Origin of the sequence: Streptacidiphilus jeojiense, from assembly GCF_000719095.1 — a bacterium.
GTDB classification, from domain to species: Bacteria; Actinomycetota; Actinomycetes; order Streptomycetales; family Streptomycetaceae; genus Streptacidiphilus; species Streptacidiphilus jeojiensis.
In genome coordinates this window covers 85,280-109,913 of record NZ_JOEH01000030.1, presented here as the reverse complement: position 1 = coordinate 109,913, position 24,634 = coordinate 85,280, and the positions used below count along the sequence as shown (strand labels likewise).

Annotated in this window: 27 protein-coding genes and 1 pseudogene; 15 read left to right on the top strand and 13 right to left on the bottom strand. The window is 65.2% G+C overall.

The window, feature by feature from the left end; genetic code table 11:
- Together IF29_RS0133505 and IF29_RS0133500 are read right to left on the bottom strand one after the other, a co-directional pair.
- Positions 1-256, bottom strand: a pseudogene (locus IF29_RS0133505) (DUF4097 family beta strand repeat-containing protein); the annotation flags it as partial.
- A gap of 255 nt (positions 257-511) precedes the next feature.
- A complete protein-coding gene (locus IF29_RS0133500) occupies positions 512-1,141 on the bottom strand; it encodes a TetR/AcrR family transcriptional regulator (protein WP_030263067.1) in 630 nt (209 codons plus the stop codon).
- 65 nt (positions 1,142-1,206) lie between these two features.
- Between IF29_RS0133500 and IF29_RS0133495 the strand changes: the two genes are divergently transcribed.
- Entirely contained in the window at positions 1,207-1,992 is a 786-nt protein-coding gene (locus IF29_RS0133495; protein ID WP_030263064.1) for an MBL fold metallo-hydrolase, read from the top strand.
- 54 nt (positions 1,993-2,046) lie between these two features.
- Here the strand turns inward: IF29_RS0133495 and IF29_RS0133490 are convergent, their stop codons facing one another.
- Positions 2,047-2,646: a cation diffusion facilitator family transporter gene (locus IF29_RS0133490; protein WP_030263061.1), complete on the bottom strand. Its 600-nt coding sequence runs from the start codon at positions 2,644-2,646 to the stop codon at positions 2,047-2,049.
- Positions 2,647-2,920: 274 nt separating this feature from the next.
- On the opposite strand from IF29_RS0133490, the gene IF29_RS0133485 reads away from it, so the two are divergent.
- The 5 genes from IF29_RS0133485 to IF29_RS0133465 all read left to right on the top strand — a co-directional run bounded on the left by IF29_RS0133485 (position 2,921) and on the right by IF29_RS0133465 (position 5,367).
- Positions 2,921-3,175 (top strand): hypothetical protein, encoded by a 255-nt coding sequence (locus IF29_RS0133485; protein WP_030263056.1) that lies wholly within the window; start codon positions 2,921-2,923, stop codon positions 3,173-3,175.
- 4 nt (positions 3,176-3,179) lie between these two features.
- A complete protein-coding gene (locus IF29_RS0133480) occupies positions 3,180-3,680 on the top strand; it encodes a DUF6879 family protein (RefSeq protein WP_037597523.1) in 501 nt (166 codons plus the stop codon).
- A gap of 32 nt (positions 3,681-3,712) precedes the next feature.
- A complete protein-coding gene (locus IF29_RS0133475) occupies positions 3,713-4,564 on the top strand; it encodes a helix-turn-helix domain-containing protein (protein ID WP_030263050.1) in 852 nt (283 codons plus the stop codon).
- A gap of 99 nt (positions 4,565-4,663) precedes the next feature.
- Positions 4,664-5,140 carry a hypothetical protein gene (locus tag IF29_RS0133470; RefSeq protein ID WP_051726357.1) on the top strand — a complete coding sequence of 159 codons (477 nt, stop codon included), beginning with the start codon at positions 4,664-4,666 and terminating at the stop codon, positions 5,138-5,140.
- A gap of 2 nt (positions 5,141-5,142) precedes the next feature.
- On the top strand, positions 5,143-5,367 hold the full coding sequence (locus IF29_RS0133465) for a hypothetical protein (protein WP_030263044.1): 225 nt from the start codon (positions 5,143-5,145) through the stop codon (positions 5,365-5,367).
- Positions 5,368-5,409: 42 nt separating this feature from the next.
- Here IF29_RS0133465 and IF29_RS44045 read toward each other — a convergent pair whose 3' ends face one another.
- Complete coding sequence (locus tag IF29_RS44045; RefSeq protein ID WP_157624057.1) at positions 5,410-5,952, bottom strand: hypothetical protein; 543 nt, start codon at positions 5,950-5,952, stop codon at positions 5,410-5,412.
- 180 nt (positions 5,953-6,132) lie between these two features.
- On the opposite strand from IF29_RS44045, the gene IF29_RS0133455 reads away from it, so the two are divergent.
- Complete coding sequence (locus IF29_RS0133455) at positions 6,133-9,117, top strand: AfsR/SARP family transcriptional regulator (RefSeq protein ID WP_051726355.1); 2,985 nt, start codon at positions 6,133-6,135, stop codon at positions 9,115-9,117.
- Here the strand turns inward: IF29_RS0133455 and IF29_RS0133450 are convergent.
- Both IF29_RS0133450 and IF29_RS0133445 read right to left on the bottom strand, forming a co-directional pair.
- A complete protein-coding gene (locus IF29_RS0133450; protein ID WP_030263038.1) occupies positions 9,098-9,601 on the bottom strand; it encodes a GNAT family N-acetyltransferase in 504 nt (167 codons plus the stop codon). The two genes, IF29_RS0133455 and IF29_RS0133450, sit on opposite strands and share 20 nt — an antisense overlap.
- A 24-nt stretch (positions 9,602-9,625) precedes the next feature.
- Positions 9,626-10,636: an MsnO8 family LLM class oxidoreductase gene (locus IF29_RS0133445; RefSeq protein ID WP_030263036.1), complete on the bottom strand. Its 1,011-nt coding sequence runs from the start codon at positions 10,634-10,636 to the stop codon at positions 9,626-9,628.
- A 169-nt stretch (positions 10,637-10,805) separates the two neighbouring features.
- On the opposite strand from IF29_RS0133445, the gene IF29_RS0133440 reads away from it, so the two are divergent.
- A complete protein-coding gene (locus IF29_RS0133440) occupies positions 10,806-11,207 on the top strand; it encodes a hypothetical protein (protein WP_030263034.1) in 402 nt (133 codons plus the stop codon).
- Positions 11,208-11,270: 63 nt separating this feature from the next.
- On the opposite strand, the gene IF29_RS0133435 is transcribed toward IF29_RS0133440, so the two are convergent.
- The gene (locus tag IF29_RS0133435) at positions 11,271-11,573 is read right to left on the bottom strand and encodes an ATP-binding protein (protein ID WP_232242708.1); all 303 of its coding nucleotides are present in this window, start codon (positions 11,571-11,573) and stop codon (positions 11,271-11,273) included.
- A gap of 8 nt (positions 11,574-11,581) precedes the next feature.
- Positions 11,582-12,013: an ATP-binding protein gene (locus IF29_RS0133430; protein ID WP_051726354.1), complete on the bottom strand. Its 432-nt coding sequence runs from the start codon at positions 12,011-12,013 to the stop codon at positions 11,582-11,584.
- A gap of 240 nt (positions 12,014-12,253) precedes the next feature.
- Here IF29_RS0133430 and IF29_RS42610 point away from each other — a divergent pair, with 240 nt between their 5' ends.
- A complete protein-coding gene (locus IF29_RS42610) occupies positions 12,254-13,759 on the top strand; it encodes a helix-turn-helix domain-containing protein (RefSeq protein WP_232242707.1) in 1,506 nt (501 codons plus the stop codon).
- A 1,164-nt stretch (positions 13,760-14,923) separates the two neighbouring features.
- On the opposite strand, the gene IF29_RS0133415 is transcribed toward IF29_RS42610, so the two are convergent.
- On the bottom strand, positions 14,924-15,763 hold the full coding sequence (locus IF29_RS0133415) for an alpha/beta hydrolase (protein ID WP_030263025.1): 840 nt from the start codon (positions 15,761-15,763) through the stop codon (positions 14,924-14,926).
- Between the two features lie 289 nt (positions 15,764-16,052).
- Between IF29_RS0133415 and IF29_RS48645 the strand changes: the two genes are divergently transcribed.
- Positions 16,053-16,178, top strand: a complete 126-nt coding sequence (locus tag IF29_RS48645; RefSeq protein ID WP_269665064.1) for a hypothetical protein — start codon at positions 16,053-16,055, stop codon at positions 16,176-16,178.
- A 161-nt stretch (positions 16,179-16,339) separates the two neighbouring features.
- Here the strand turns inward: IF29_RS48645 and IF29_RS46440 are convergent, their stop codons facing one another.
- Positions 16,340-16,699 (bottom strand): hypothetical protein, encoded by a 360-nt coding sequence (locus IF29_RS46440; RefSeq protein WP_157624056.1) that lies wholly within the window; start codon positions 16,697-16,699, stop codon positions 16,340-16,342.
- 331 nt (positions 16,700-17,030) lie between these two features.
- On the opposite strand from IF29_RS46440, the gene IF29_RS0133410 reads away from it, so the two are divergent.
- The 3 genes from IF29_RS0133410 (at position 17,031) to IF29_RS46430 (ending at position 19,412) form a co-directional block, all read left to right on the top strand.
- On the top strand, positions 17,031-18,086 hold the full coding sequence (locus tag IF29_RS0133410) for a hypothetical protein (RefSeq protein ID WP_232242706.1): 1,056 nt from the start codon (positions 17,031-17,033) through the stop codon (positions 18,084-18,086).
- A gap of 193 nt (positions 18,087-18,279) precedes the next feature.
- The gene (locus tag IF29_RS46435; RefSeq protein ID WP_157624055.1) at positions 18,280-18,558 is read left to right on the top strand and encodes a hypothetical protein; all 279 of its coding nucleotides are present in this window, start codon (positions 18,280-18,282) and stop codon (positions 18,556-18,558) included.
- Positions 18,555-19,412, top strand: coding sequence for a hypothetical protein (locus IF29_RS46430; protein ID WP_157624054.1), 858 nt, complete (start codon positions 18,555-18,557; stop codon positions 19,410-19,412). Before IF29_RS46435 ends, IF29_RS46430 begins: the two co-directional genes overlap by 4 nt.
- Positions 19,413-19,692: 280 nt before the next feature.
- On the opposite strand, the gene IF29_RS0133405 is transcribed toward IF29_RS46430, so the two are convergent.
- Positions 19,693-20,007: a histone-like nucleoid-structuring protein Lsr2 gene (locus IF29_RS0133405; protein ID WP_030263020.1), complete on the bottom strand. Its 315-nt coding sequence runs from the start codon at positions 20,005-20,007 to the stop codon at positions 19,693-19,695.
- Positions 20,008-20,319: 312 nt separating this feature from the next.
- On the opposite strand from IF29_RS0133405, the gene IF29_RS46425 reads away from it, so the two are divergent.
- Both IF29_RS46425 and IF29_RS47110 read left to right on the top strand, forming a co-directional pair.
- A complete protein-coding gene (locus tag IF29_RS46425; protein WP_157624053.1) occupies positions 20,320-21,906 on the top strand; it encodes a HEPN domain-containing protein in 1,587 nt (528 codons plus the stop codon).
- A 43-nt stretch (positions 21,907-21,949) separates the two neighbouring features.
- Entirely contained in the window at positions 21,950-22,681 is a 732-nt protein-coding gene (locus IF29_RS47110) for a hypothetical protein (protein WP_198037631.1), read from the top strand.
- A gap of 155 nt (positions 22,682-22,836) precedes the next feature.
- Here IF29_RS47110 and IF29_RS46415 read toward each other — a convergent pair whose 3' ends face one another.
- Positions 22,837-23,244, bottom strand: a complete 408-nt coding sequence (locus IF29_RS46415; RefSeq protein WP_157624051.1) for a hypothetical protein — start codon at positions 23,242-23,244, stop codon at positions 22,837-22,839.
- Between the two features lie 349 nt (positions 23,245-23,593).
- Positions 23,594-24,235, bottom strand: coding sequence for a hypothetical protein (locus IF29_RS46410; protein ID WP_198037630.1), 642 nt, complete (start codon positions 24,233-24,235; stop codon positions 23,594-23,596).
- Positions 24,236-24,634: the final 399 nt, after the last annotated feature.

Below are 24,634 nucleotides of genomic sequence, written 5' to 3'. Positions count from 1 at the left end.
CGGGCAGTTGGACGGTGACCTCCACGGAGCCGGAGCCGAGGAGCCGGCTGTCCGGGGCTCCGGCGGTGATCCGCAGGACGCCGTCGGCGTACTCGACGGTGGTCTGCTCGGCGGTCCTGCCGTCGCGACCCTTGGCCGGGTCAGCGGGCCGGACCTCGACGGTGGTGTCCGTACGGTCCGCGGCGATGAACTGGACCCGACCGGCGGGGACCTCCAGGACGGCGGAGACCGGGGCGGGGGTGTCGAACTTCTGCATCATGCTCTCCCGTAGTCGTTCGCTCTTTCCAACAAGAGAAACGCTACGTTGCTTTCCAGGCTTCGACAACATACTCGTTGCGACAGATCTACATCATCGCAGGTAGATAGCAGAAAACTGTTGCATCGACTTTGAATCTAACGCAACGGAAGTGCCCCCGATCATTGCAATAGATGAAACTGAACGCTACGGCGAGCCCGACCACCACCTGTCTGCATTGGGCCGCGTGGCCCGAACCCGCGCCGGCGCACACCCTCAGAGCGTCGCGGCGAGGGTGGCTGCCAGCCACTCCTCGTAGGCGTCGGCCGACCAGCCCCGTCCAACCGTGAGCTGGGTGTACAACTGCGGGCCGGCCAGGGCCCAGAGGGCGTCCGCCAGGTGGACCCGGTCCGCCTCCGGCCGCAGCGCGCCGGTCTCGTCGAGGTGCGCGACGAACGCGGTGACCCCGACCAGCCGCTCCCGCTCGCCAGCCCCCAGGACCTCCCCGACCTCCGGTCCGGCCTGGGTCAGCAGCGTGAACAGCGGGGTGATCCGCTCATGGATGCCGCGCACGAACCCGGCGTAGAGCCGGAGCTTGGCGGCGGGCTCGCCGGTCCGCAGGACCTCCTGCATCTGGGGGCGGTCCGCCATGGCCACCGGTTCGTCGTCGCCGGCCAGCGTGCTGTCCCACAGGGCCTTCACCAGGCCCGGCTTGCCGCCGAACGTCTTGTAGACGGTCTCGACGGAGACACCCGCCCGCTCGGCCACCGCGCGCACGGTCGTGGCGTGGTAGCCGTCCTGGAACAGCAGCTCGCGGCAGGCCTCCAGCACCGCGGCGCGGTTGCGGGCCGCGGCCTCGCGCCGGCGCCCGGAGTTGTAGGGCCGGCGTGGCGTCTCGGCTGGCATCGGCGCACCCTCTCATTTGATACAGTCGACTGTATTGAATTACTCCCCGGTTGCCGGAGGTCCGCATGTCCCGTCCCGCACCCACCCAGGTAGCCCCTGGCGTCCACCGCCTCGGCGATCACGGTGTCAACTTCTACCTGATCGAGGACCCGGACGGTCACATCCTGGTCGACGCGGGGACGCCCGCCCATCTGGAGCAGCTGCAGGGACTGCTGGCCGGCCTCGGCCACTCCCTGGCCGATGTCCGCGCCGTGCTGCTGACCCACGGTCACCTCGACCACACCGGCCTGGCCCACACCCTGCAGCAGGCCGGAGCGGTCGTCTGGATCCAGCAGCAGGACGCCGGCATCCTGCGCGACGGTCCGCGCAGCGTGACCCGCTACGCCAAGCCCGAGCGTTCGATGCTCCCCTACCTGCTGCGCAGGCCCTCCACGCTCGCCCTCCCGCTCCAGCTGGCCCGCTCCGGTGCCTTCACCGCGCACGCGGTCCAGGGCGCGCGGGCCTTCGACGCCGACCAGGTGCTGACCGACATCCCCGGCGCCCCGCAGGCCGTCGCGCTGCCCGGCCACACACCCGGCAGCGCCGCCTACCTCTTCGCCGACCGCGGACTGCTGTTCACCGGCGACGCCCTGGTCACCGCCGACGCGTTCTCCGGCCGCACCGGACCCACGATCGTCAGCCGCTGCTTCACCCACGACAGCCGGGCCGCACTCGCCGCCCTGGACCGCCTCGACGAGCTGGACGAGCTGGACGAGCCGAAGCCGACCCTGCTGCTGCCCGGCCACGGCGACCCCTTCGCCGACGGCATCCGAGCCGCCACCCGCCAGGCCCGGAACCTCGGCGTCAACTGACCACCCGCACCGCGGACCCGGCCATCAACAGTTCAGCCGCCTGCGGTCCAGCCGTCAGTGGTGGCCGGAGAAGATCTCCTGCGCCTCGCGCACCGCGTAGTAGACCAGCACGTACCCGGCCAGCGGGTCGGCCCACCACCAGCCGGCCAGGGCGTTGAGCACCAGGCCGAGCAGGACGGCGGCGGCCAGGACCCCGTCGACGAAGGTGACCCGGCCCTCGGTCCTCAGCACCGGGTTGTCCATGGCCGCCCCGGTCCGGGCCTTGCCCGCCGCCAGGGCGAACATCACCGCGGCGGTGACCGCGGTCCAGGCGATGCCCAGCGCCGAGTGGTGCGGCCGGAAGCCTGCGGCCAGGACCACCGTGGACTGCACCGCGAGGTACCCGGCCAGCAGCACGAAGGCCGCGCCGATCAGCCGCAGCGCCCGGCGCTGACGGTCCTCGCCGGTGCCCGACAGCTCCCACACCACCACGGTCGAGGCGCCGATCTCGATCAGCGAGTCCAGCCCGAACCCCGCCAGCGCCACCGAACGGGCCGCGATCGCCGCAGCGCCCAGCACGACGATGCCCACCACGTTCCAACCGAGCGTGACGTACTCCAGGGCGAGGCCCCGACGGAGCAGGGAACTGCGCGCGGTCGCATTCGAGGAGGTCACCCCGGAAGTCTCCCAGGTCCGTCCCTCGCCCACGGAACGGCCCCGCCGGGGGGCCGGTGCCACACAGAAGCCACAGCTCCGCCACAGCGCAAGGCCTCGGGGTTTCGTCGACGGGCTGCCGGGCCTTCCAGCACGATCCGGAGCAGTAGCTGCCGCAGAGGTGCGCGGTTGTATGTCCTTCGGTACGTACCCGAACCGAGGTCTTGACGTGTCGTCACCCCGGGCGCGATGGTGATGTGCAAGAAGACGTAAGCGCCTTCGCTGGGAGGACGTCATGACCCTACGGTTTATCGGAGTTGACCCGGACACCAAGAGCGGCGGCAGTCCGACGGTGTGGGTGGACGAGGACACCGCCGAGATCGTCATCCAGGGCTGGAAGATCAACGACGCGCTGCGCCGGCGGGTGGAACAGAACCCTGCTCCGGACCACGCTGCAGGAATCCCAGCAACGGAGGACGTCGTGCGCCTGCCCGCGCGCATGGCGCCGATCCTGAAAGAGGCTTGTAATGCCGCAATTCGACTGGGCTGAGTTCATGAGCGGCGCCCAGGTCTCGGCGGTGCATCTGGAGATGCGCGACACCTACGGCGTCGCCGACGAGGCCGAGGAGTTCGCCCAGTGGAAGGTTGACGGCCTGGTCGACGCGGACCCCGACTCGGAGAGCTGGATGCCCTGGACCTCGATCATCCGCGACGCCGTAGCGCGCGGCGTGAGCGTGCGACGGGCCCGGATCGTCTCCGAACCGGTCACCCAGTACACACACTGGCTGTATGCCAGCACCCCGGCCAATCTCGCGGCCGGCGAACTCGTCCGCTGGCTCCCGCGCGCCAAGGCATCCGACCTCTCCCTGCCGGGCAACGACTTCTGGGTCCTGGATGACCACACCGTGCTGTTCAACCACTTCACCGGCGACGGGGACTGGGCCGATCCGGCCACCGAACTGCGCCACGACGCCGCCGCGGTGAAGCTGTGCAGCGCGGCTTTCGAAGGCGTCTGGGACCGAGCCGTGGAGCACGAGAACTACACGATCCGCTGAACCCGACCATCGCACGAGCACGAGGCTCACCCATGGCACGATCCCCGCACTCAGGAGCCGAACAAGCCCGAGCGCGGATCGCCGCCCTGCTGCGGGACCTTCGCCTGGACGCAGGGATCACCGGCGACGAGCTGTCGCGCCGCTGCGGCTGGAGCGCGGCGAAGTCCTCGCGACTCGAGCACGCCAAGACCTCACCCTCCGACTCCGACATCCGCACCTGGTGCGGCGCCTGTGGAGCATCCGACCAGGCGGACGAGTTGGTGCTGGCCAACCGCCAGGCAGACCAGCTCTACAGCGAGTGGCGCCAGCAGCAGCGCTCCGGCCTGCGTCGCATCCAGGAGAGCGTCCTTCCCCTGCATGAGCGCACCCGCGTTCAGCGGGTGTACTGCTCCAACGTGGTCCCCGGGTTCTTCCAGACCCCTGCCTACACCCGAGCCCTGTTCGCCTCCTTCGTCCGATTCGAAGGCATCCCCGACGACATCGACCTGGCTGTGGAATCGCGCCAGAAGCGCGGTCGGCTGCTGATCGAGGGGGATCACCGGTTCGTGGTCCTGATGGAGGAGACGGTGCTGCGCTATCGCATCGGCGGTCGCCGCGTGATGGCCGAGCAGTTGGAGCGTCTCCTGGCCGTGTCGTCACTGCCCTCGGTCGCACTGGGCATCATCCCGTTCACAGCGGATCGCGACGCGATGTGGCCGCTGGAGGCGTTCTATCTCTACGACACCGAGAAGGTCCTGGTGGAGACGTTGTCCGCCGAGCTCAACGTGACCTCCCTGCGCGAAATCGAGCTCTACCATCGAGCCTTCCTGGAACTGGGCCAGATCGCGGTGTACGGTCACGCGGCTCGCGAGCGGATCCGCCAAGCCGTGGACGCTCTCCTGTGAAGTCTGCTGCAAGACGGTGTAAGAACATTGAACGCCAGGGCGCGAAGCGAGGAACGTGATGTTCTGTCAGCACACGTACCACGTACCCCGGAGCCCACGATGCCCGATGTCCCGAAGGGCTGGCCGATTCATCCGGCAACTCGATGGCTGGTCAAGCAGTACACCGGCCCCTCCACGAATCTCCACGCCCGCTGGCAGGACCCCGGTGTCCTGTCCTTCCCCCTGGGCAAGAGCTTCGACGCGATCCTGGTCACCCTTCACCTGGGCCGGGCCGCAGTCGAGGTGATGCAGCGCGCCGGCGACGGCCTCGGGCCGGTTATCGAGAGTTCCCGCGAAGCCCGCCTGATGTTCCTCGTGCCGCCCGGGACCGCCCGTTCCTGGAACTACCCGCTGACCTCGGCGCTGGGTGAGGGTGAGTCGGTATTCTGCCCCGAGCCCGGGCAGACGGCATGCAACCGGTTCTGGCTGGCCGAGCCGGACCCGCGCGGGACGTTGACCGATCCGGCGCGGCTGCTGATGGCGTTGATCGAGGCCGGGCAGGACCTGTTCAGCAAGACCGCCACGAAGGCGGGTTAGCAATGAGCAGAACGCCATCGGAGGCGGCGCAGGTCGCGAAGCTGCTGCGCGACGCCCTGGACGCCCAGGGCATCACCACCCCGGTCCAGGACGGCTCCCACCTGTTCCCGGAGTCCACGAAGGGCTGGGTGACGGTGGGCCTGATCGACGTCTCGGCCGCCTATCGGCTGCTGGAGTTGGTGACACGGCAGGATGCCGACCTCTACGCACGCTGCCAGAAGCAGTAAGGAACAGGCTTCGACTCCAGGCCAGACCCCTGACCTGCACGTTCAAGATGTTGAGGGCCCAGTGGAATGTGGCGACAGGCTGTGCGCCGTTTCGGGGCGATCTGCCAGCGTGATCTGTCCGGCCGCAGCCGTGACGAACTCGTTGATCAGTGAACTCACACGGTTGCGGCGCCGCTCCAGATCGGGCTTGTCGTCGGCGTCGTGGATGTCGGAGGCTTGTCCGATGACGTTCAGCGCCACAGCCAGCATGGGACCGGTGGTGGCGTTGTCCGGCGTGACCAGCCGGACACGGTAGTAGGCGACCCAGGCGGCGGTACGGGCTTGGAAGAATGTGTCTTGGATCGCGAACGACTCCTTCCCGTCCGGGCTCTCGCGTCGTCGATGCCAACGGTCGCCGGAGGCCGTCCGTAGCGCGGCCGCTGCTGCGGCGAACGCGCTGCTCGCCTCCAGCTGCTGCTCGCGCAGCCGTTCAGCGCGGGCGGCTGCCTCAGCACGTTTCGCGGCGCGACTGCCGAACACGAAAGTGAGCGTCGCGCCAGAGAGGGTGCCGACGACCGCAATCAGGCTGGACAGCAAAGCAGTCACGCCAGACATCAGAACACATCAGCGTCTGGCCGCAACAGTGCGGCGGCCACAGCTGGCTCTCCCCGACGGCAGCCGGGTAAGGACGGTAAGCAGTTTCTGAGAACAGCGGCCGGGAGCGTTTGAAACCCCCCATAACGCCTATCGTCGCCCGTACGCGCGCGACAGGGGGCAACACAAGCAATGGGGGAACCAGCACTGTGGTTCGGCCTGCTGGGGACACTCGAGGTCCGGCAGGACGGAGTGCCCGTCGCCGTACCGGCGCGCCGGCAGCGGGCGCTGCTGGCCGCTCTGCTGTTCCGGTCCAACCAGGTGGTGGGGCTGGACGAACTGGCCGAGGCCGTCTGGCAGAGCCGGCCCACCGAGGCGGCGGCGACCACCCTGCGCAGCTACGTCATGCGGCTGCGCAGGATCCTCGGGCCCCGGGACGGCAGCCGCATCAAAGCGCTGGGGACCGGCTATCTGATCGAGGTCCGCGAAGGTGAGCTCGACCTGCAGGTGTTCGCCGACCTCGCCGCGCGCGGACGCAGGGCCAGGGCCGCCGGGGACTGGGCCGAGTGCGCCGACCTGCTGGCCGGGGCGCTGCGGCTGTGGCGCGGGGAGGTCCTGACCGACCTCTCCCCCGGCGCCGCGGACCATGCGGACCTGGAGGGGTTGCGCGAGCTCCGGATGCAGTCCCTGGGCTGGCGGATCGAGGCCGACCTGCGGCTCGGACGCCACGCCGACGTGCTGGCCGAACTGCGGGCGCTGACGGTCCAGCACCCCCTGGTCGAGGTGTTCCACGCCCAGCTGATGCTCGCTCTGTACCGCAGCGACCGCCAGGCCGACGCCCTGACCGCCTACGAACGCGCCCGCACCCTGCTCGCCGAGGAACTGGGAACTGACCCGGGCCCGTCGCTGCAGCAACTCCACCGCCGCATCCTGGCCCTGGACCCGGAACTTGACCCGGTACTTGACCGGGAACGCGACCCGAGCGCAGTCCGCAGCCCGGACCGGCCCGCTGGCGCGGGCGCGGAGCCGCCGACCGTGACAGTGGCCACACCCACCCCGGCACCGGCCCCGGCGCCCCCCGTCCCGGCCCAACTCCCGGCCGACCTGCCCGACTTCACCGGCCGCCGGGACCAGGTGAGCCGACTGCGCGAACTGCTGCTGCCCCCTGCGGGCCAAGCCGCGAACCGCGTCGTCGTGGTGTCCACCATCACCGGGACCGGCGGGATCGGAAAGACCACCCTCGCGGTCCACGTCGCCCACGCCGTGGCCGGGTCGTTCCCGGACGGCCAGCTCTACGTCGACCTGCGCGGAATGAGCGAGTCGCCGTTGAGCCCGGCCGAAGTCCTCGGTGACGCCCTGCGCGCCCTCGGGGTGTCCGAGGGCGAGGTCCCGCGCGGCGACGAAGCCCGCTCCGCGCTGTTCCGGACCCTGCTGGCGGGCCGCCGGATGCTGCTCCTGCTGGACAACGCGCTGGACGCCGCCCAGGTCCAGCCGCTGCTCCCGGGCGTCGGCGGAAGCGGTGTGCTGGTCACCTGCCGCAGCCGGCTGGTGGGACTGGCCGGCGCCACGACCGAGTACCTGGACGTGCTGGACGAGGCCGAGGCGGCCGAGCTGTTCACCGCCGTCGTCGGGCAGCGCCGGGTCGCTGCCGAACCCGAGGCGGTCCGGGCGGTCCTCGGCTACTGCGCCGGGCTGCCGCTGGCCCTGCGCATCGCCGCGAGCCGGCTGGCCAGCCGCCCCGGGTGGACCGTCGCCCACCTGGCGGCCCGTCTGAGCGACGAGCGGGAACGCCTGGACACGCTCACCCTGGACACCGCGGATGCGGCGGTGCGTGCCACCTTTCGCATGAGCTACGCCCAACTGGTGCTGGCCGAGCAGCAGGGCGCCTCGGACGCGGGCCGCGCCTTCCGCGGGCTGGGCCTGGCTCCCCTGTCCGAGATCGGTGTGGCGGCCGCGGCCGCCCTGCTCGGCGAGACGTCCAGGGAGGCCGAGCGACTGCTGGAGCAACTGGTCGACGTCAGCCTGCTGGAGTCCCCGGCGCCGGGCCGCTACCGGATGCACGATCTGCTGCGCGCCTACGCCCAGGAGTGCGCCGCCCAGGACGAGAGCGATTCCTGGCGCCGGGCGGCGGTGCGGCGCCTGACGGCCTGGTACCTGCGCACGGCGGAGCAGGCCATGGACCTGGTCTACCCCCACCGGCGCAGGTTCCGGTCCGAGGAGGCGGCCGACCCGGGTGTCGAGGGCGCCGTGGGCATCGCCGGCCTCGCGTTCGAGGACACCGACCAGGCCCTGGAGTGGTGCGAGAGCGAGCGGGCGAACCTGGTGGCGGTGGTCCGCCTGGCCGGGGACGCCGGGCTGGACGCCGAGGCCTGGCTGCTGCCGGCGACGCTGCTGCACTTCTTCAACATGCGCGGCCACCTCCAGGAATGGCTGGAGTCCTACACCGTCGGCCTGCGCCATGCCCGCCGGGCGGGCTCCGCGTCCGGGGAGGCCTGGATGCTGGGCGGGCTCAGCATGGCCCACCGGACCCTGGAGCAGTACGACCTGGCCCTGACGGAGTGCCAGGAGGCGGTGGAGGTCTGCCGGAGGTCGGGCGACCTGCAGGGCGAGGCCACCCATCTGAGCGCCCTCGCCAGCGTCCTGCACCTGCTGGGACGGACGCCCGAGGCCGTCCTCTGGTTCGAGCGGGCGCTACCGCTGCGCCGGCGCACCGGCGACCTGAGCGGGGCCGCCGCCACCCTCAACAACCTGGGCTTCGTCCACCAGGCCAACAAGGACTCCGACCGGGCGGCGGCCTGCTACCGGGAGGCGCTGGAGATCTGCCGCGAGGCGGGCCTGCGCTACCTGGAGGCCGCGGTACTGGACGGCCTGGGCACCGCCTCGCTGGACCTGGGCGACACCGCGGCAGCCGTCTCCTCCATCCGGGCCGCGATCGCGATCCGGGCGCAGATCGGGGATGCGACCGGCGAGGCGGTCAGCCAGGAGAACCTGGGCGACGCCCTCGCCGCCGACGGACAGTCCCGGCAGGCCCGGCAGGCCTGGGAGTCGGCCGCCGCCTTCCTGCACCGCTCGGGCCACCCCAACGAGGCCCGGGTCAGAGCCAAGATCGCCACCCTGCCCCAGAGCGAGGCGCTGGCCCCGGCCCCGGCCGACAGCGTCACGGCAACGAGCGGGTGAGCCACACCACCTCACCGCTGTCCTCCGTGGAGACGTGGTCCCGCTCGAACCCGAGCTTGTCCAGGACCCGGAACGACGGGGTGTTCCATGCGCCGACGGTCGCCCACAGCCGCTTCCGCCCGGTCGCCGCAGCGGCACCGAGCACCGCACCGGCCGCCTCGGTGGCGTAGCCGCGCCCATGGGCGCGCAGCAGCAGCTCGTACGCGATCTCGGGTTCCTCCAGGGAGGAGCGGCCGATGATCAGCCCGCAGTAGCCGATGAAGTCGCCCTCGTCACGGCGCTGGATGGGCAGCAGGGCGATCCCGGTGCTCTCCGTCGCGGTGAGCAGCTCGGCGATGGCGGTCCGGATGTGCTCGACCGTCGGCGTCCCCTTGCCGCGTTCGGCGAGCAGGGTGCAGAAGTCGGCGGCGTCCGACTCGGCCCACGGCCGCAGGATCAGCCTCTCGGTCTCCAGGTGGAACGGCATCGTTTCGTACGCAGACATACCGCCTACTCTGCCCCACGGTGGTCACAGCCCCAGCAGCCGGGCCAGCCTTCGGTAGGAGTCGAGCAGGGCCTCGCGGTCGTAGCCGCTGGTGGTGACCAGGTACTCGTCCGCACCGCTGCGCGCCAGCAGCCGGTCCAGGGCGGCCGCCACCTCGTCCTCGGTGCCGTACAGCTGCCCGCGCTGGGCCTCCTCGTAGAGGGAGCGCTCACGCCCGGTCATCGCCGCCACGTCGGCCAGGACCGCGTCCAGCGGCGCCAACGGCGGGAACACTCCGTGGGTGCGGGAGTACGCCGTGGCCCGGGCCTCGGGCAGCAGCAGCCCGCGGGCCTGGTCGGTGCCGGCCGCGACCGCCACCGTGCCGGACAGCACGACGTAGGGCCGCTCACCCCAGGCGGACGGCCGGAAGCCGTCGCGGTACGACTCGACCGCCCGCAGCATCGCGTCCTCGCCCCGCACCGGCGCGATCACCAGCGGCAGCCCGGCCTCGGCCGCGACCTGCGCACCCCGCCCCGTGGCCAGCACGAACGCCGGCACCCGCAGGCCCTCGGCCGGATGGGCATGTACCTGGGGATGCACGGTCTGGGTGCCGGTGAAGTAGCCGAGCAGCTCGGCGAGCTGAGCCGGAAAGTCGTCGGCGTCGCTCTTGTCTCGGCCCAGAGCACTGCGGATGCCGTCGGTGAACCCCACCGACCGGCCCAGACCCATGTCGATACGGCCCGGGAAGAGCGATTCCAGCACCCCGAACTGCTCCGCGACCACCAGCGGCCGGTGGTTGGGCAGCATCACCCCGCCCGTCCCGACCCGGATGGTGGAGGTCGCAGCCGCGACGGCGGCGGCGAGCACGGTCGGCGCCGAGCCGGCGATGCCGGGCACACTGTGGTGCTCGGACACCCAGAAGCGGTGGTAGCCGAGTTCCTCGATCTGCTGGCCGAAGCGCACGGTGTCGCGCAGCGACTGCGCCGCGTCCTGCCCCTGTCGGGTGCGGGAGCGGTCGAGCACGGAGAACGGGATCCTGCCGGCGACTGGGCTCACCTGTGGTTCAACACCTCCGCAGTGCCGTGATTCCCGCCCGCTGCCCGAGCCCGGCGGGTAGCGGTCCGGCAACGCCCGAGCAAGCCCCGACGCGTCCGGGGCAGCGGCGGTACTGTGAGCCCCGCGGTCACCGGTGGCCGCTGCTCCTGGTTGACGAGGGGGATCGCGGATGTTCGACAAGGTGCTGCACCACAAGCTGCTGCGGGAGGGCCTGGAGGGCGAAGGGGTGGTCACCGAGCAGAAGGTCGAGGGCTCCAAGGGTCAGACCGGCGCCATGGGTTTCTACATCGGCGTCGAGGGCCGACTCCGGTTCCCCGACGGCACCGAGGGCAACTTCCACTCGAAGGGTCTGGACACCTCCAGGGTCGGAGACCTCATGCCGGGGGTGATCGTGCCGGTCCGCTACGACGCCGATCACAAGCACGTGGTGCTCGACATCCCCAAGCTGGAGGCCGTCCAGCAAGCCAAGAAGCAGGCCAGGGCCGACTTGGCGGAGCGCCAGAAGCACCAGGCGATCGCCGCAGCCGAAGCCAGGCTGGCCAAAGCGCCCAAGCACCCCCACCAGGGCTGAGGAAGGGGTGGGCCCGCTCCCCCACAAGGCAGGGCGGGGGCGGGTCCGGCGGTGTCGGATCTGTCAGACGAAGCAGAAGCGCGCGGCCGCTTCGGCGGGCGTAGTTCCCTGGCGGCGTCCGGGGACGTCGTGGACGGCGGTTGCGCCCTCGGAACGCAGTTGGTCTGCGGCGGCATGTCGGGCCATGATCGCGGCGTAGGCGCGGACGTCCGCGGCGGTGACGTCAGTACGGCCTCGCTCCGCGTGCTGCTGAAGGAGATCGGTGACGTCCGGGTCGAATCGCAACATGGTCACCGGGGCGTCGAAGCGCCGGGCGATAGCGATGAGTCGTGCGCGCGCCCGGGGGGTGACGTTCGTGGACTCCACTGGGGTGGCTACTCACCGGCCACCTCGCACCACACGACTTTTCCGAACGGCTCTCGGGGGTGCGTGCCCCACGCCCGCGTGATGGCGTCCACGAGAAGCAACCCCCGGCCGCCCTCATCGTCTGAGTCGCCGTGCTGCAATACCGGCGTGCCCCCGCCCGCGTCGTGCACCTCAACCCGCACGGCATCCGGGAGCGCATGGAGTTCCACCAAGATGTCCCGGACGCGGCCCCCTACCGCCAACGGGGCGTGCCGCACGGCGTTGGCCGTCAGCTCGGTGATGCACAGTGCCACCGTGTCGGCGATGTCGGTGCTCCGGCCCCAGTCGTCTGAGACGATGTGCCGCGCCCATTGGCGCGCTCCCGGGACACTGCTGCGCAGGTGAGCGAAGTAGCGCCGCTGGGTGCATTCGGTATGGGCGGTCTCCGGCATGACTGTCATGACCCGCCCTCCCTACGCCGCCGCCCGGATCGTTGCTGACCTCGGCATAGTGGGTATCTCCTCATCGTCTGACCCTTGGAAGGATCAGCGTCGTCTGGACGGCCGGACGATGACCACGACGGGCGTGCATGACGGATATGCACGGGACGAATACAACGAGCTACCGGCCCGGCCTGCCGCCGATACAATCCAGGGGCGAACCGGCCATGAGCGCCGGATGTGGGTGGTCGGAGAATCGCGATGAGCACCACAAACCAGCAGCCCAGACACTGCGTGCGGTGCAGTCATCGGCTGGCCCGGGATAACCGGGAGCCGTTATGCGCCAGCTGCCAGCAGAACGCCCGCACGACGCTCGCCCGCGCGCCCCAGGTGCCGGAGGCGTTCTGGCGGACCAACCACATGCGGGATGCACTGGATAGTTGGCACATGGGGGCGGTTTTCCGTGCATACCGGGGCCATCTCTACCATGGGCGACCAATCACCCAAGAGGCACTCGCATGCTGGCTCGACCTGACGCAGGCTCAACTCTCCCGCATTGAAAAGGGCGACGCGCCCCAGGAGCTCACCAAGCTGACGAAGTGGGCGCAGGCCCTCGGCATCCCAGGCGACGTACTGTGGTTCAAGCTGCCCGATCAACGGCGACCGGCGCGGCCGCAGTCTGGCAATGTCGTGCCCGCCCAACGAGTGAGTACGCATCCGCCGGCTGCGCAACCCGAAGCGTCGAGCGACGGATGGTCGCACATGACGGACATGGAGCGGCGAGCCTTCCTGGCTCGCAGCCTGGCCGCCGTGGCACTCCCCACGGTGGGACTCGAAGACCTCTCCCATCTTGTAGCCGCGCTGGACAACTCCCGCCGCTACCTCGACGCCGACGTCGTCGACCACTTCCGCGCCCAGATCACCGCCTGCGGTACGACGGACGGCACCCAGGGGCCCAAAGAAACGTTGCCCGTCGTGCTCGGCATCCTCGGCGCGATTGAGAGCCACGCCCGCCAGGTGAAGCCGCAGGTTCGCCGCGACCTTCTCCGTGTTGGCGCCCAGGCCGCCGAGTTCGCCGGTTGGCTCTACCGCGATGTCGGTGTACCCAGCATGGCCGCCTACTGGCGCGACCGGGCCACCGAGTGGGCGCAGGAAGCCAGCGACTTCGTGATGCAGGGCTACGTCCTGCTGAAGAAGAGCCAATCCGCCTGGGACGACCGAGACGGGTTGCGGATGCTCACCTTGGCCCAGGCCGCGCAAGAGGGGCCGTGGCAACTCCCGGTGAAGGTGCGTGCCGAAGCCGCTCAGCAAGAGGCCCGGGGCCACGCCATGACGGGTGGTGACCTGGCGATGGTGGAGCGCAAGTTGGATGAGGCGCACCAGCTGCTCGCCGACGCGCCGAGTGGCGACGACTCGGGGCAAGAGCTGGGCGCGCTCTACAGCTCCGCCTTGCTCGCCATGCAGACGGCCATTTGCTACTGCGAGGCGGGCCAGGGTGCCAAAGCTGCCGAGCTGTACCAATCTCATCTGTCTGCGGGGGTCTTCTCCAGGCGGGACTACGGGTACTTTCTCTCGCTCCGCGCCGGGGCCCTGGCGCAAGCGGGTGAGCCCGAGGAAGCGGCGCGCCTCAGCATGGAGGCGCTGCCAGTCGCCACGGCGACCAACTCCACGCGGACGACGGGGGAGCTGCTGCGCGTGGCTGACATGCTGCGGCCGTGGGCCGACGTTGCCGCTGTGCTGGAGTTCACCACGGCTGTGAGCAACTAGGGTTCTACGCCAAGGCCAGCGTGACGCTCTCCAGAGCCGAGCATTCCAAGTTGCCCGAGCTGTTCCGTGCTGCCATGACTTGGAAGAGCCTGCGTACCGAGCCGCTGCTCATCAGGTCTTGTTTGGCATGTCCTGCGACACGTGTGGTGCATTGTTGAGTGTGTAGTAGTCGCCGTTCGGTGAGACCTGTCCGGCCTTAATCAGTGTCAGCTGATCCGGCGTCACACTGATTAGGTAGTATGTCCGCTGGATTCCTGCTGTGGTGTGGGACGGGAATATTTGAGTCGCCGAGTCATGTGTGTTGAGAGTCCACACGAGCTTGTAAATAGTCCGCTCTTCTTTTGTCCCATCCAAGGTTTGGGAAACCAAGATAACCTCGTTGCCCTGCGGTACGGGGCAGGTGATCTTCACTGCGATGGGGAAGCTCGTTGTTCCAGGGTCTGGCGGCACCTGAAGGACGTTGAGGCATCTTGAAGATGGCATGGTTGAAGTCGGGCTTGGCCCGCTGGTGGCGAGCGCGGTAGTGGCGGGATCAGTGACCGTTGAGGGCGATCCTGTGAAGGAGCTGGGAGAGGCCGAGATTGTTGCAGACGCCATCGTCGACTCGGCGCCTGGGTTGACAATCACGGGGCAGTGCGAATGATCGGCACAAGCGTTAACTATGCCCCCGCCCTGGCCGCTTTGGGTGGTACCGGTACACCCGCACACTATGGTCACCATGGAGATGACCATTACGGGGCCCAACGATCTGGCCCAAGGCATTGCTTCCCCCCACCGAAACGCTACTTCTTGCTGCCGCTGCCCACGGGACAAGCGCTATGATCCTGGCAAGCGTTAATGATGCCGGTTCCGCCAGTGGTGCTTTGATTGATTTGATTGCTTGGGCCAGAAAAGACGCCCGCGATTGCTGCCGCACCGAGCGTCGCAGCGGCTGTGATACTCGCACAAAGAATGGTCACCTGCTTGCGAGTCATGCGCCCCCCGTACCTACTACTTAGACCTCTCTACAAGTTAGCACTGGACTGTCTCAACGGACGGGTACCGACAGCTGCTGTGACAATGCCGTTACCTAGGGTGATCCGTTGTTGCTGGAGGAAATTAAGAAGCCCGGAGGGCTCCTTTTAGGCACCTCGAACAGTCCTTCTTGATGCCTTTTCCCGTTCGCTAAGGCAAGGCTTGACTTACCAATTGAGTATTGATCCACTCCGCAGCAGTGCTAATGAATGAGCGCTGCCAATCTTGAGTCTGGGGGTCGGCGTACGCCGGATCGTCATGCACCGCGATGCCGTGCTGTGCGCCGTCAACCTCCAGGAGTTGCACCTCGACCGGGACGCGCTTGGCGAAGTCGCGAGAGCTCTCCACTGGGATGAAAGTGTCCCGGGTGCCATGGACGACCAGCGTCGGCACGGCCAGCTGCTCGACCACTCGATGCGGCTGGAGGTGGAAGACCTCGTTCAACAGGGGCCGACCCAGCTTGAAGGAAGGGGAGTGGGCCAGGTAGCCGTGCTCAGCGAGTTCACGGCCGGCCTCGATGTCCAACCGGTCGTCGTACCAATACGGCTTGTCGTCGATGAACCTCTTCTTGTAGTTGAGCAGTGGGTTGATGAGCACCAACCCGCGGAGCCAGTCCGGGTGAGTGGTCGCCACGTACGCACAGATGCCACCGGAGAAGCTGGCCCCGAGCAAGAAGAGCGGCACCTCTGGCACGGCAGCGGCCACATACTCCAGGGCTGAACGGATGTCGTTGGCTACCCCAGAGATGGTGAGGTCTTCCTGACGGCCGCCGGAGTCGCCATGGCCGCGCAGATCGAACCGGAGTGACGCGGTGCCGGCCTCGGCCAGGCCCTCGGCGAGCCGCGCGAAGAAGCCGCCCTCTTCCCGAGTGACGCCACCACCGTGCACCAGGACGATGGCGGCATGGGGAGCCTCAGACGGGATGACGAGCGTTCCCGCCAACTCGATGCCGTCCAAGCTGTTGAACCGGACGGTGCTGCTGTGCGGCATCTACGTCTCCTACCCAAGCCCAACAGGGGAGTTGCCAGTTTAGCGATGGGTACGCCTGACCCAGCTCGTGCGAGCCTCTGCGCCCAGCTGGGGCGATGCGAGCGGCGCATACGGGCCAAGGTGTCCGATACGGCCACCGTATGCCGCGCGTCCGTAGCCCCGACTAGCGTGCCCCTCGCGTCGACGTAGGCCCCAACAATCACGGGAGCAATGGCGACGTCCTGGCAGTGCGGACGTGTACTGGCGCGGCGTGAACCCGTTGCTCGGCCCTGTCGAGGAGGTGAATGAGATGACCGAATCCAACATGACCAACCCCACGGCCGGTACTGGCGGTGGCGGCGGTGGAACGGGTGGTGGCGGCGACGGCAAGCAGGCCGACAAGTCGAGCGGTCTGCGTGGTGGCGCTGGACGCTAACGCGCTCGCGGTACGAGCGGTCTCGACTCCGAAGCGTTGGGGTCGAGACCGCCGCATGGTCGTCACGTGTGAGCATGAGCGGCAGACCGCAGGCTGCGAGCTCTTCACCGGGCATCCGGCTCTTGTCTGAAGTGACCATCGGCATTGGACAGTTGCCGACTTCAGTAGGGCGGCGTTCCAGGCGGCCCGCTGGGAGAAAACCAGCCGTACTGGTTACAGGTGCGGCAAGATCGGTGAAACGGTTCGGGGCCGTTGCGCCTCCACTCGTACGTGGTGACGATGCCGGTACCAGCGCAAAAGCGGCACTCTCGCCAGCCAGCGCGGAGGGCAGCTTGGCGGCGGTGTTCGTTGTGCTGGGCCACCTTCCCCTGGGCTTCTGCCGCGACAACGCCCGAGCAGATTGCCAGGATGATGAGGAAGGCACCGAAGATGATGCTCGCTACGTCGTGTTGGGCTGCCCCATAGAAGATGAGAATCCAGGTGCCAACGATGCCAAAAACGAAGGTAAGTGCCGTCGCCATGCATCCCATGTAGAGCCCCCCGGCCCGGGCCACACCAGAGGCCCACGTAACAGATTGTGTCGATACAGGCACGTTAGGTCAATGTCCGGATGCGCGCAGCCGATCCGCTCAACTGCAACCGGCTCCCATGGGAGGGCACCGTGCAGTTGACCCTTGAGCGATGCTGCGCCGCCGGCCAGGCCAGTTGGCTTTCCTGAAGCCGGGGCGCTGGGACTTCAGCGTCAGCTAATGGAAAGTCAAGTTGGTCATTTGGTATAATTAGTGCGATATGCAAAGCCCGTTACAGCGCCTCTACCGCACGAAGCTCGCTCTCCTCGCCACCGTCTCGACCGTGGCGGGTATCGGCTTACTGGTGCTGGCGCACTGGGTGAGTGGCCACCTATACGGCTCATGGGTGTTGAACCTCCCCATCGGCGACGTCGGCTCGGCGCTCTTCACCACGGGCCTCATCGCCATCCTGTTCGAGTACATCAACCAGGCGGACGCCGAGGAACGCGCCAATGAACGGCTCCGCAAGGTACTCAAAGAGGAAGCCCCGGCCATCCGGGACGCCGTGGTCGACGGCTTCGCCTTTGCGCCAGAGGCGCTGACGAACGTCTCCTCTCCGGAGACCCTCGACCGCATCATCACCAACTGCCTGACGATCCAGTTGGGCGATCCCGAGTTGGCCGCCGACTCCTACACCGATCTCCGGGAGCAGGTGGTTCGGTCGCCGGAGCGCTTCTACGACGCCCGGGTGTCGGCCGACCTGGCTCCATGGGAAGGCGACCCGTCCACTGGTGACTCCATGTTCGTCGCCACCATCCGGTGGGAGTACCGCGTTACCCCGACCAGTTCGACCATGCGGTTCGCCTGCGTCTCTGACTTAGATGAGTACCGGGAGCTGCGCCAAGACCTCAGCGTGACGGACGCCTGGTACTTCGAGCCATTGGCCAGCCTCGATGGCACTGCTCCCGAAGCCTTCTCACTGGTGCAGTGCTCAGTGGATGGTGTGGTTCGGACGGCGCGCCGGACAGCGAAGAAGGGGAGCCAGCTCTACAGCGTCAGCCTCGGAGACGGCGTGGTGGCAAGTGGGAAGGAAGTGATCATCTCCTACACCTACCGCACGCTTGTGCAGCGGCACGGGCACCTGCTCCACCTCGACTTGGCGCGGCCAACCAAAGGGTTCGCTGCCGAGTTGCGGTATGGCGGGTGCGGTATCCGGCACGTCAACGTGCTCGACTACGTGGCGGGGTCGAAGCAGCCACGCATCTCGGGGCTACTCGCCAGCGACCCGACGCCATCCGTTGAGGTCAGCTTCCCGGGGTGGGTGTTCCCCAAGGGTGGAGTGGCATTCGTGTGGGTGTTGGAGGACGAGTTGACGACAGCTACCGCTGCAGTCGAGTAGGTTGCTGGAACATTTCAGCATGATCCATATTGTCAATGGATGGCTGATCTTTCCTAAACGCACTGACTCGCCAGACGCCTCCGTGCCAGACTTAGACTGGGCCAGGGGGAACAGTATGAGTAGATCAACTAAGTGGCTTGTCACAAATGCGGCCACGGTAGCAACCTTCGTCTTGACGCTACTATTCGTACGCTTGGTCGCCTGGGACTGGGTGCACACCGAAGACGTGAACCGGTATGTACTCGCTGCGGCAGCTGCGACGGTCAGTGCCTCTGCCGTCCTGGCCTCAGGCGCCTGGTGGGCGGGGCGAGAATCGGCTTCATCTAGCGAATCAACCGCGACGCCAGAGGCATCGAAGAGAAAGACGACTGCAACAATTGAAACCCAGATCAATGGAAACATTAAGGGGAATGTTGCACCGCACGGCAAGATTTATGTGAATCAGCCGAAGCGTCGAAAGAAGCAGCAGTGAGTAAAAGGAAGCCATCCGACTCTGTCGAAAATCAGTTCACTGGGTCAATTGATGGCAACGTGGCGCCTCACGGGAAAATCTTCGTTGGGCTGTCAGGTGGAACGGTTGCGCTGATCTTGGCTGTTGTCATTGTGGCTATCTTGGCAGTGATCCTTCTCGTTGACCCCGCTTGGCATCAGTCCCAGTCGCTGCCCAAGTCGCCAGCTAGCGGATCTCCGATCCCTGGAGATGATCTGAAGTCAAGCATTACCTCTCGCCAAGATGGAGGTGCCAATGTCTCGGATTACATTCCAACGCAATCGGAATTCTCCAAGTATCTTGCCAACTTGCAAGGCCAAACGCGCGATGCAGCCTATACGAGCTTTTGGAATCGGCTTCATTGGGTCAGAGTGAGTGATGCATATAAAATCTCGATCACAAATGTGGGTGGCACACTCGCAACAATTGAGGATATCAAGCCGGTAGTCGTGAAGCGTAAGCCGGCTCTTACGGCAGCCTGGTATGAGAATCTAGGTGGCGCGGCACCAGTGGAGGGAACTATTGCCAGCCTCGACCTTGATGAACACTTTCCAACGCTCAAAACACGCTCCGGGGGTCTTTTCATTCAGAAATCCGTACCCATAAAGGCAGGCGACACGTTCAATATCACCATAAATCCAAGCGCCAACGAGTCCTACTGTGACTACTACTTCCAAGTTATATATCTTGTCAATGGAGTCCAAAAAACTATTTCCATTTACGACAACCTTACGAGTCAGACCAAAGATTTTGAGTTCAGCGCAGATTTGCCCCTGTCCCGGTTCAAGGTGGTATTCAAAGCTCACGGTTTTGGCTACTCGGAGAATTTCAATTGACGGTATAGAGTGGAGAGGCAGCACAACCGATGCAGCTACCCGTCGGCTGACTTTCGGACTGCGTCTGGCAGTGCAATGGGCTTACACCAGCCCGTTGCAGCGTGAGGGAAACTGACACACACTCAGCGTGGACTGGTGCGCAAACATTGGTGTCTTATGCTAGGCCGAGAAACCAGCAAAATGAGCCGGGGAGGTTATGCCTATCCGGCTTTTGCCATGTAAATTGATGGCCGTGGGTTCCAAGAGTGATTCGGAACCCACGGCCTATGTTTTGTGGCGGCTACTTACCGCCAGCCTGAGCCCGCTCGTACGCCTGGCGCACGTCCGTCGGGATGGGGCACTTGTCCGAGATGGGGCGGCCGTTGCGCATCGCCCAGTCGCGAATGGCCTGCGACTCGTCGCCGTTGCGCGCGCGGCGGGGCGGTGAGATGGGTCGCGAAGCGGCCTTGTACGGTTCGAGCTGCCCCCGGAACTTGGCGGCATTGACTTCCGAGAGGTCGAGTTCGTACCACTCGCTGTCCATGCCCCACGTGACGGTTTCGGCCGCCTCCGACTTGCCGTCGAGGTCGTCGACCATCACCATGCGCCGTGCCATTTTTATGCTCCTCCCAAGAAGCGGATAGTGGCTATGGTGCATGGTTTATTATGAACTAATGACAGAATTAGTCCACCCTGTTCGGCCGGCTCTTGACTTACTCCGGATAGCCATGGTGTAGCTATACGAAATCGGGGCCGCGGGCAACCTGGCTACACCATCAACTCGCATGCTTGGCAAGAGCTAGTGAGGCCGCGCCAGGGCCTCAGCCTCACGGGCCACAGAATAACCATTGTGCGACGTTGTGAGATGCAGCGATGGGCGGCCATCAAATGGGTCATCAGGCTTGCTGGTGTGGACTATCATGCACCCATGGATGAAGCCTGCCAGATTTTCGGTGACGCGTTTGTTTCCTACTGTCTCAACGTTGAGGTTGACTCGCTGAGGTCAGCGACGTTGTCGAGTGAGCAGCTAGAGGTACTTCAAGCGCTGATGCTTTGGGCTGGTCAAATTTCTACGCAGCAGAATTCCTTTGCTCGATCTCATGCCATCGGACAAGTGCTGAGCTTTGATGCGGCCGCTCAAACCACGCTGCCGAACATCTGGCGGCAACACTGTGGCGGATCGCTGTTGGCCATTGAAAGTGATGACCCCCTAGAAGAGGCACTTTTGCATCTCGGTAGGGACTTCTTCGCCGGATGCCTTCTTCCTCGCCCGACTGGTAATGCTGCCGGTGGCATGTCATCAATTCTCACTATGCCAACGTTCAAGCATCCGAAGATCAGGGAATTTGCACAAGCTGTGCTCCGCGACTCCGTCATGTGTCGACTGTTTCCTGGCGTAGCAAATGCGGATACGTACAACGGCGACGGCGCAGATGTTCACTCACATCTCCTTTGGTCTAGTGGCCAGGGTGGCACCTGCCAACTTATTCTGCTGCCGAGTTCCCTCCTGGGGGTGGCACTGAGACGGCTTGGTGCTCATCCCACTCCGGGCGGCTTCTTCGATGTACTCCGATGGGCGCTAAAGCTGGGTCGTAACCTGGCGGCGAAAAGGAATGTCCACGTTCCCGTGCTCGTAGGCCTGGCCCACATCGAGCTTGTCAATGGGGAGCCCATTTTCTTTCAGGGAGGTCAGATCAGAGTTCCCACGGACGGGGATCGGGAAAATCTGTGGGATGCCGATGGCATTACGGCAGTCTTGGAGGTCGAGGTGCCCGTTCGCCTCCTGTCGGTCCGTTACTGGGCTCCCGGGCCGCAGGACGATTCAGGCCAAGTCGAAAGGCGTTGGGAGACGGCCCGTCCTTCCATCCAGAAGTTTCAAGATGAGATGCGGCGTCGCATTAACTTGATCCGACTGGCAATGCTGTTTGCTTCCCCATCCGGCGAGGTTATTGCCCCGGCGGAGATGGTATCAACTGCCATTAACCCGCTTTCCCTTGGCCAAAGCGCCTCCATGAGCGTGTACCGGTACCCAATGTCCGCTTTCGCTTCAACTCAAATTACAGCTGAGGTTGGCACGGAGATCCAACGCTGGGTGGTGCAGGTGGCGAAGCATCCAACGGGTTTGGACATGGCTATGCGGCGACTACTCTCCGCTGTGTCGACCCGCCCCGACCCCATGGATGGCTTTGTGGACGCTGTCATCTGTTGGGAGAATATTTTTGGCACCAATGAAGGTGAAGTTACCTTCCGCGTTTGCGGTGCTATGGCAATTCTTCTAGAGCCAGACGACATGGTAAAGCGCAGAGCTCTCTTCAAGGAGTTGAAGGAGCTCTACGGCGTGCGCAGCGAGCTTGTGCACGGAGCAAATGAACCCTCCATCGCTGACGCCTACAAACATCGGGAGCGTTCTGTGGATGTTGCCACACAAGCCCTCAAGGCGTTGTACTCGCGACCTGACCTCCTCAACGCGCCGGGGTCAAATGTCCGTGGGAGAATGTTGTTGCTCGGTGTCTAATGTTCACAATGGCATCGAAGACTCATTCCACCGAGGAGGCGCCATGGCAGTCAAGGCGAGGCTGGAAGGGCATGTCTACGATCTGGACAGTCTGGTTGAGCTGTTTCGCGAGGGGGAGCCCCTCGTTGCCGTCGATGATGATGGCTACTACCTAGAGTCGTCGCACTTTGATGGGCTCACGGAAGGTGGCCAGAAGCTCTTTGACCAGGCCGCAAACGTACTTCGGCGTGTGATGGGCGTGGCTCGCATTCTCGATAGCAGCTTTCGCCCTGTGTCGATAAGCGGCCATTTTGTCGTTGATGATGCTGAGGGTGTGCGTCACCTCATCGTGGTTGGTGACACGGTCGAGGTGCGTTCAAACGCCATTGTGGGGGTTGTTGAAGTTGGCGGAGTGGTTTCACCAACGCCTCCTCCCGAGCCGCTTGGGCCTCCCTACGTTCAACTGAGTGACTCCCACCCGGATGTTGAAGAGGTGCTGAGCATCCTTGGCAAGCCAAGTGTGGCGCTCACATGGGTTGACCTGTACAAGGTCTACGAAATCGTCCGGCATAGTGTGGGTGACGATAAGGTCTTGAAGGGGAACGGGTGGGCCGCGCCGGCGGAGATTTCAGCGTTCACAGCTTCGGCTAATAGGCCGGACGTGAGTGGGAGCCAGGCGCGCCATGCGAGGATGGGTGGGGATTCACCGAAGCACACTATGACGCTCGCCGAAGGAGAGAGCCTCATTCGCCGTCTGGTGGTTGCATGGTGGAATTCGCTCAGTCCAAGTGTGTAGCAGTGCGGCAATGGTGATGGACTAGCCTGCCGTGGCGGGGTTGCGTCCACCCAAGCGCTCCACGTTCACTTCTGCGCCTGGCACCTCGGCCAGCTCGTAGCCACTGCAGCGAAATACCTCGTGGCCCGAAGGGCGTACGCAGAAAATGGCGTAGTTCACGATTCGAGCCGACCAATCTTCCCCCTGAGTCCAGCAAGAAGCCTTCTAGCTTGCTGATCAACCGTTATGCTGGCAACTTCGATTCGGCGATGTTCTGCATCACTGAATCCCTGACGAGCCTCTTCTACCGCCAGTACCACTCCAGGGCCATATTCATCAGAATCTTCTGAAACATTTGTACGGCGCCGAGCCAATTCAAGCATATAGTTGGCAGCAACTAGCACATTATAACTGCGATTAACAAGCAGATCCCGAATCTCCCTTGTCCCGCGATCTGACACCCCTTGTGGGATAACTGATAGGACAGTAATTTCGTCATTCAGTAGCTTAACTAGTCCCGCCGCAACAGTGCGAATTCCGCGGACAGCCGCAAGGCGCTCCTCAAGATTTTCACTGTCGATCAAATTCGTAACATAGTCCTGAAGAGTAACCCAGTTCCTGCCAGCGATTCCCACCAAAGCGTTTGCGCTTATGGAACTTAGGTGGCGATTTAAATCGCCACGCTGCGGCGCAGGAAGTACCTGGTGAACCTCTCTGAGAAGCTCCCATAGGAGACCCCCGTCCAATGCATCTCCCAGCAGCCCGAACCAGCGGTCCTGTATTGTTCGGTTGCCTTGCGCCCATGTTCCACTTGTGGACACCCCTGCTCGCCTAGCGCGAACCTTCATTGCATCAACATCATCAATATACGCTGCAAGAAAATCGCCCAGAGGGCCCAGCAGCGATTTGTCCCAGGTGGGCGCCACTTAAGGCTCACGGCTGGGGGTGGTGATTGCGCCAGTTCTGCACTGCGTTCCGAAGATCCTGCGAGGGACCCTGTTGCAGGGCTTCCTCAAGAAGCTCGTCCATCTTTCGCAGATCGCCGTATTTTAATACATACTCCAGCACCAAGTGCCAATAGGTTCCAGCGCTGCTAGCTTGTGTTGGGAGTGAGATCTTCCCAGGAGAATAGCCGACTCGATTGACTATCCTTCGGATCATCGTGAGATCATCTATGGTCTGCTCCAGAGTATCCTCAACCGCGTTAAGCCAGGAATCTCGGCGAGCCCCCTCCTGCATTCGGTAAATTCCAGACGGCAAACTGGACTTGTCCACTGATGTGACAGTGAAGCTTGAGTCGGGAAGCGCAGAACTCTCTTTTTTGCTACTGCCTCCGAGGGGAGGTTCGAGCTCTTTGGAATCCGGCACTACCCAGACTGCCGTTCCTCCATATATCGCAGCTGCAATGGCACCTACGGTGCCGATCCCCACGCCGACATCAACGCGGTAATAGATGCATACGACTACAGCTCCGCCAATGAGACCAAACGCTCCAACAAGCCATACCGCCACTGGGCCACGCATACCCCACTTCGCCATGTCCTGATAGTGGCGGTTGGCCAGGAGCGTCAGCAAGAGGTTGTACTAGTCGATGTTGTACATCTTGTGACAAGTCATGCGGTCGAGCCCAGCGGTTCTGGGGGTGGTCCTTCTGGATCATGTGCTTCCGGATCCATCCCTTCCAGGAGCCACGGAAAGGGCCCGAGAGCAAACCTCAGCGCGCTGGCTTGCGGTTAAATCTCAGGCCCTGGTGGGTAGCTTGGGCTACCGGGTTGCGGTTCTGGGGGCGCCGCGTGAAACGATCTCAGGCACGGCATAGGCGTCGTAGTGGCCCCACGCGTACCCATCCTCCAGCGTGAGGACACCTTCTTCCAGCCGCGCGCTGAGGTCGAGAGTTCTCGCCCAGGTTCCTTCACCCTCGCGATCGATCACGTAACCCGCCAAGCAGACCGAGGGGAGATGTTCCTTGTATTG

Bases quoted from the DNA above. Each gene is read 5' to 3' on its own strand.
- IF29_RS0133450 (WP_030263038.1), bottom strand. From the start codon at position 9,601: ATGTCTGCGTACGAAACGATGCCGTTCCACCTGGAGACCGAGAGGCTG.
- IF29_RS0133405 (WP_030263020.1), bottom strand. From the start codon at position 20,007: ATGGCACGGCGCATGGTGATGGTCGACGACCTCGACGGCAAGTCGGAG.
- IF29_RS47110 (WP_198037631.1), top strand. From the start codon at position 21,950: ATGGCAGTCAAGGCGAGGCTGGAAGGGCATGTCTACGATCTGGACAGT.
- IF29_RS46425 (WP_157624053.1), top strand. From the start codon at position 20,320: ATGGATGAAGCCTGCCAGATTTTCGGTGACGCGTTTGTTTCCTACTGT.
- IF29_RS0133480 (WP_037597523.1), top strand. From the start codon at position 3,180: ATGAGCGGCGCCCAGGTCTCGGCGGTGCATCTGGAGATGCGCGACACC.
- IF29_RS0133500 (WP_030263067.1), bottom strand. From the start codon at position 1,141: ATGCCAGCCGAGACGCCACGCCGGCCCTACAACTCCGGGCGCCGGCGC.
- IF29_RS0133485 (WP_030263056.1), top strand. From the start codon at position 2,921: ATGACCCTACGGTTTATCGGAGTTGACCCGGACACCAAGAGCGGCGGC.
- IF29_RS0133455 (WP_051726355.1), top strand. From the start codon at position 6,133: ATGGGGGAACCAGCACTGTGGTTCGGCCTGCTGGGGACACTCGAGGTC.
- IF29_RS0133440 (WP_030263034.1), top strand. From the start codon at position 10,806: ATGTTCGACAAGGTGCTGCACCACAAGCTGCTGCGGGAGGGCCTGGAG.
- IF29_RS0133415 (WP_030263025.1), bottom strand. From the start codon at position 15,763: ATGCCGCACAGCAGCACCGTCCGGTTCAACAGCTTGGACGGCATCGAG.
- IF29_RS0133470 (WP_051726357.1), top strand. From the start codon at position 4,664: ATGCCCGATGTCCCGAAGGGCTGGCCGATTCATCCGGCAACTCGATGG.
- IF29_RS46440 (WP_157624056.1), bottom strand. From the start codon at position 16,699: ATGGCGACGGCACTTACCTTCGTTTTTGGCATCGTTGGCACCTGGATT.
- IF29_RS0133475 (WP_030263050.1), top strand. From the start codon at position 3,713: ATGGCACGATCCCCGCACTCAGGAGCCGAACAAGCCCGAGCGCGGATC.
- IF29_RS48645 (WP_269665064.1), top strand. From the start codon at position 16,053: ATGACCGAATCCAACATGACCAACCCCACGGCCGGTACTGGCGGTGGC.
- IF29_RS42610 (WP_232242707.1), top strand. From the start codon at position 12,254: ATGAGCACCACAAACCAGCAGCCCAGACACTGCGTGCGGTGCAGTCAT.
- IF29_RS0133495 (WP_030263064.1), top strand. From the start codon at position 1,207: ATGTCCCGTCCCGCACCCACCCAGGTAGCCCCTGGCGTCCACCGCCTC.
- IF29_RS0133465 (WP_030263044.1), top strand. From the start codon at position 5,143: ATGAGCAGAACGCCATCGGAGGCGGCGCAGGTCGCGAAGCTGCTGCGC.
- IF29_RS0133430 (WP_051726354.1), bottom strand. From the start codon at position 12,013: ATGACAGTCATGCCGGAGACCGCCCATACCGAATGCACCCAGCGGCGC.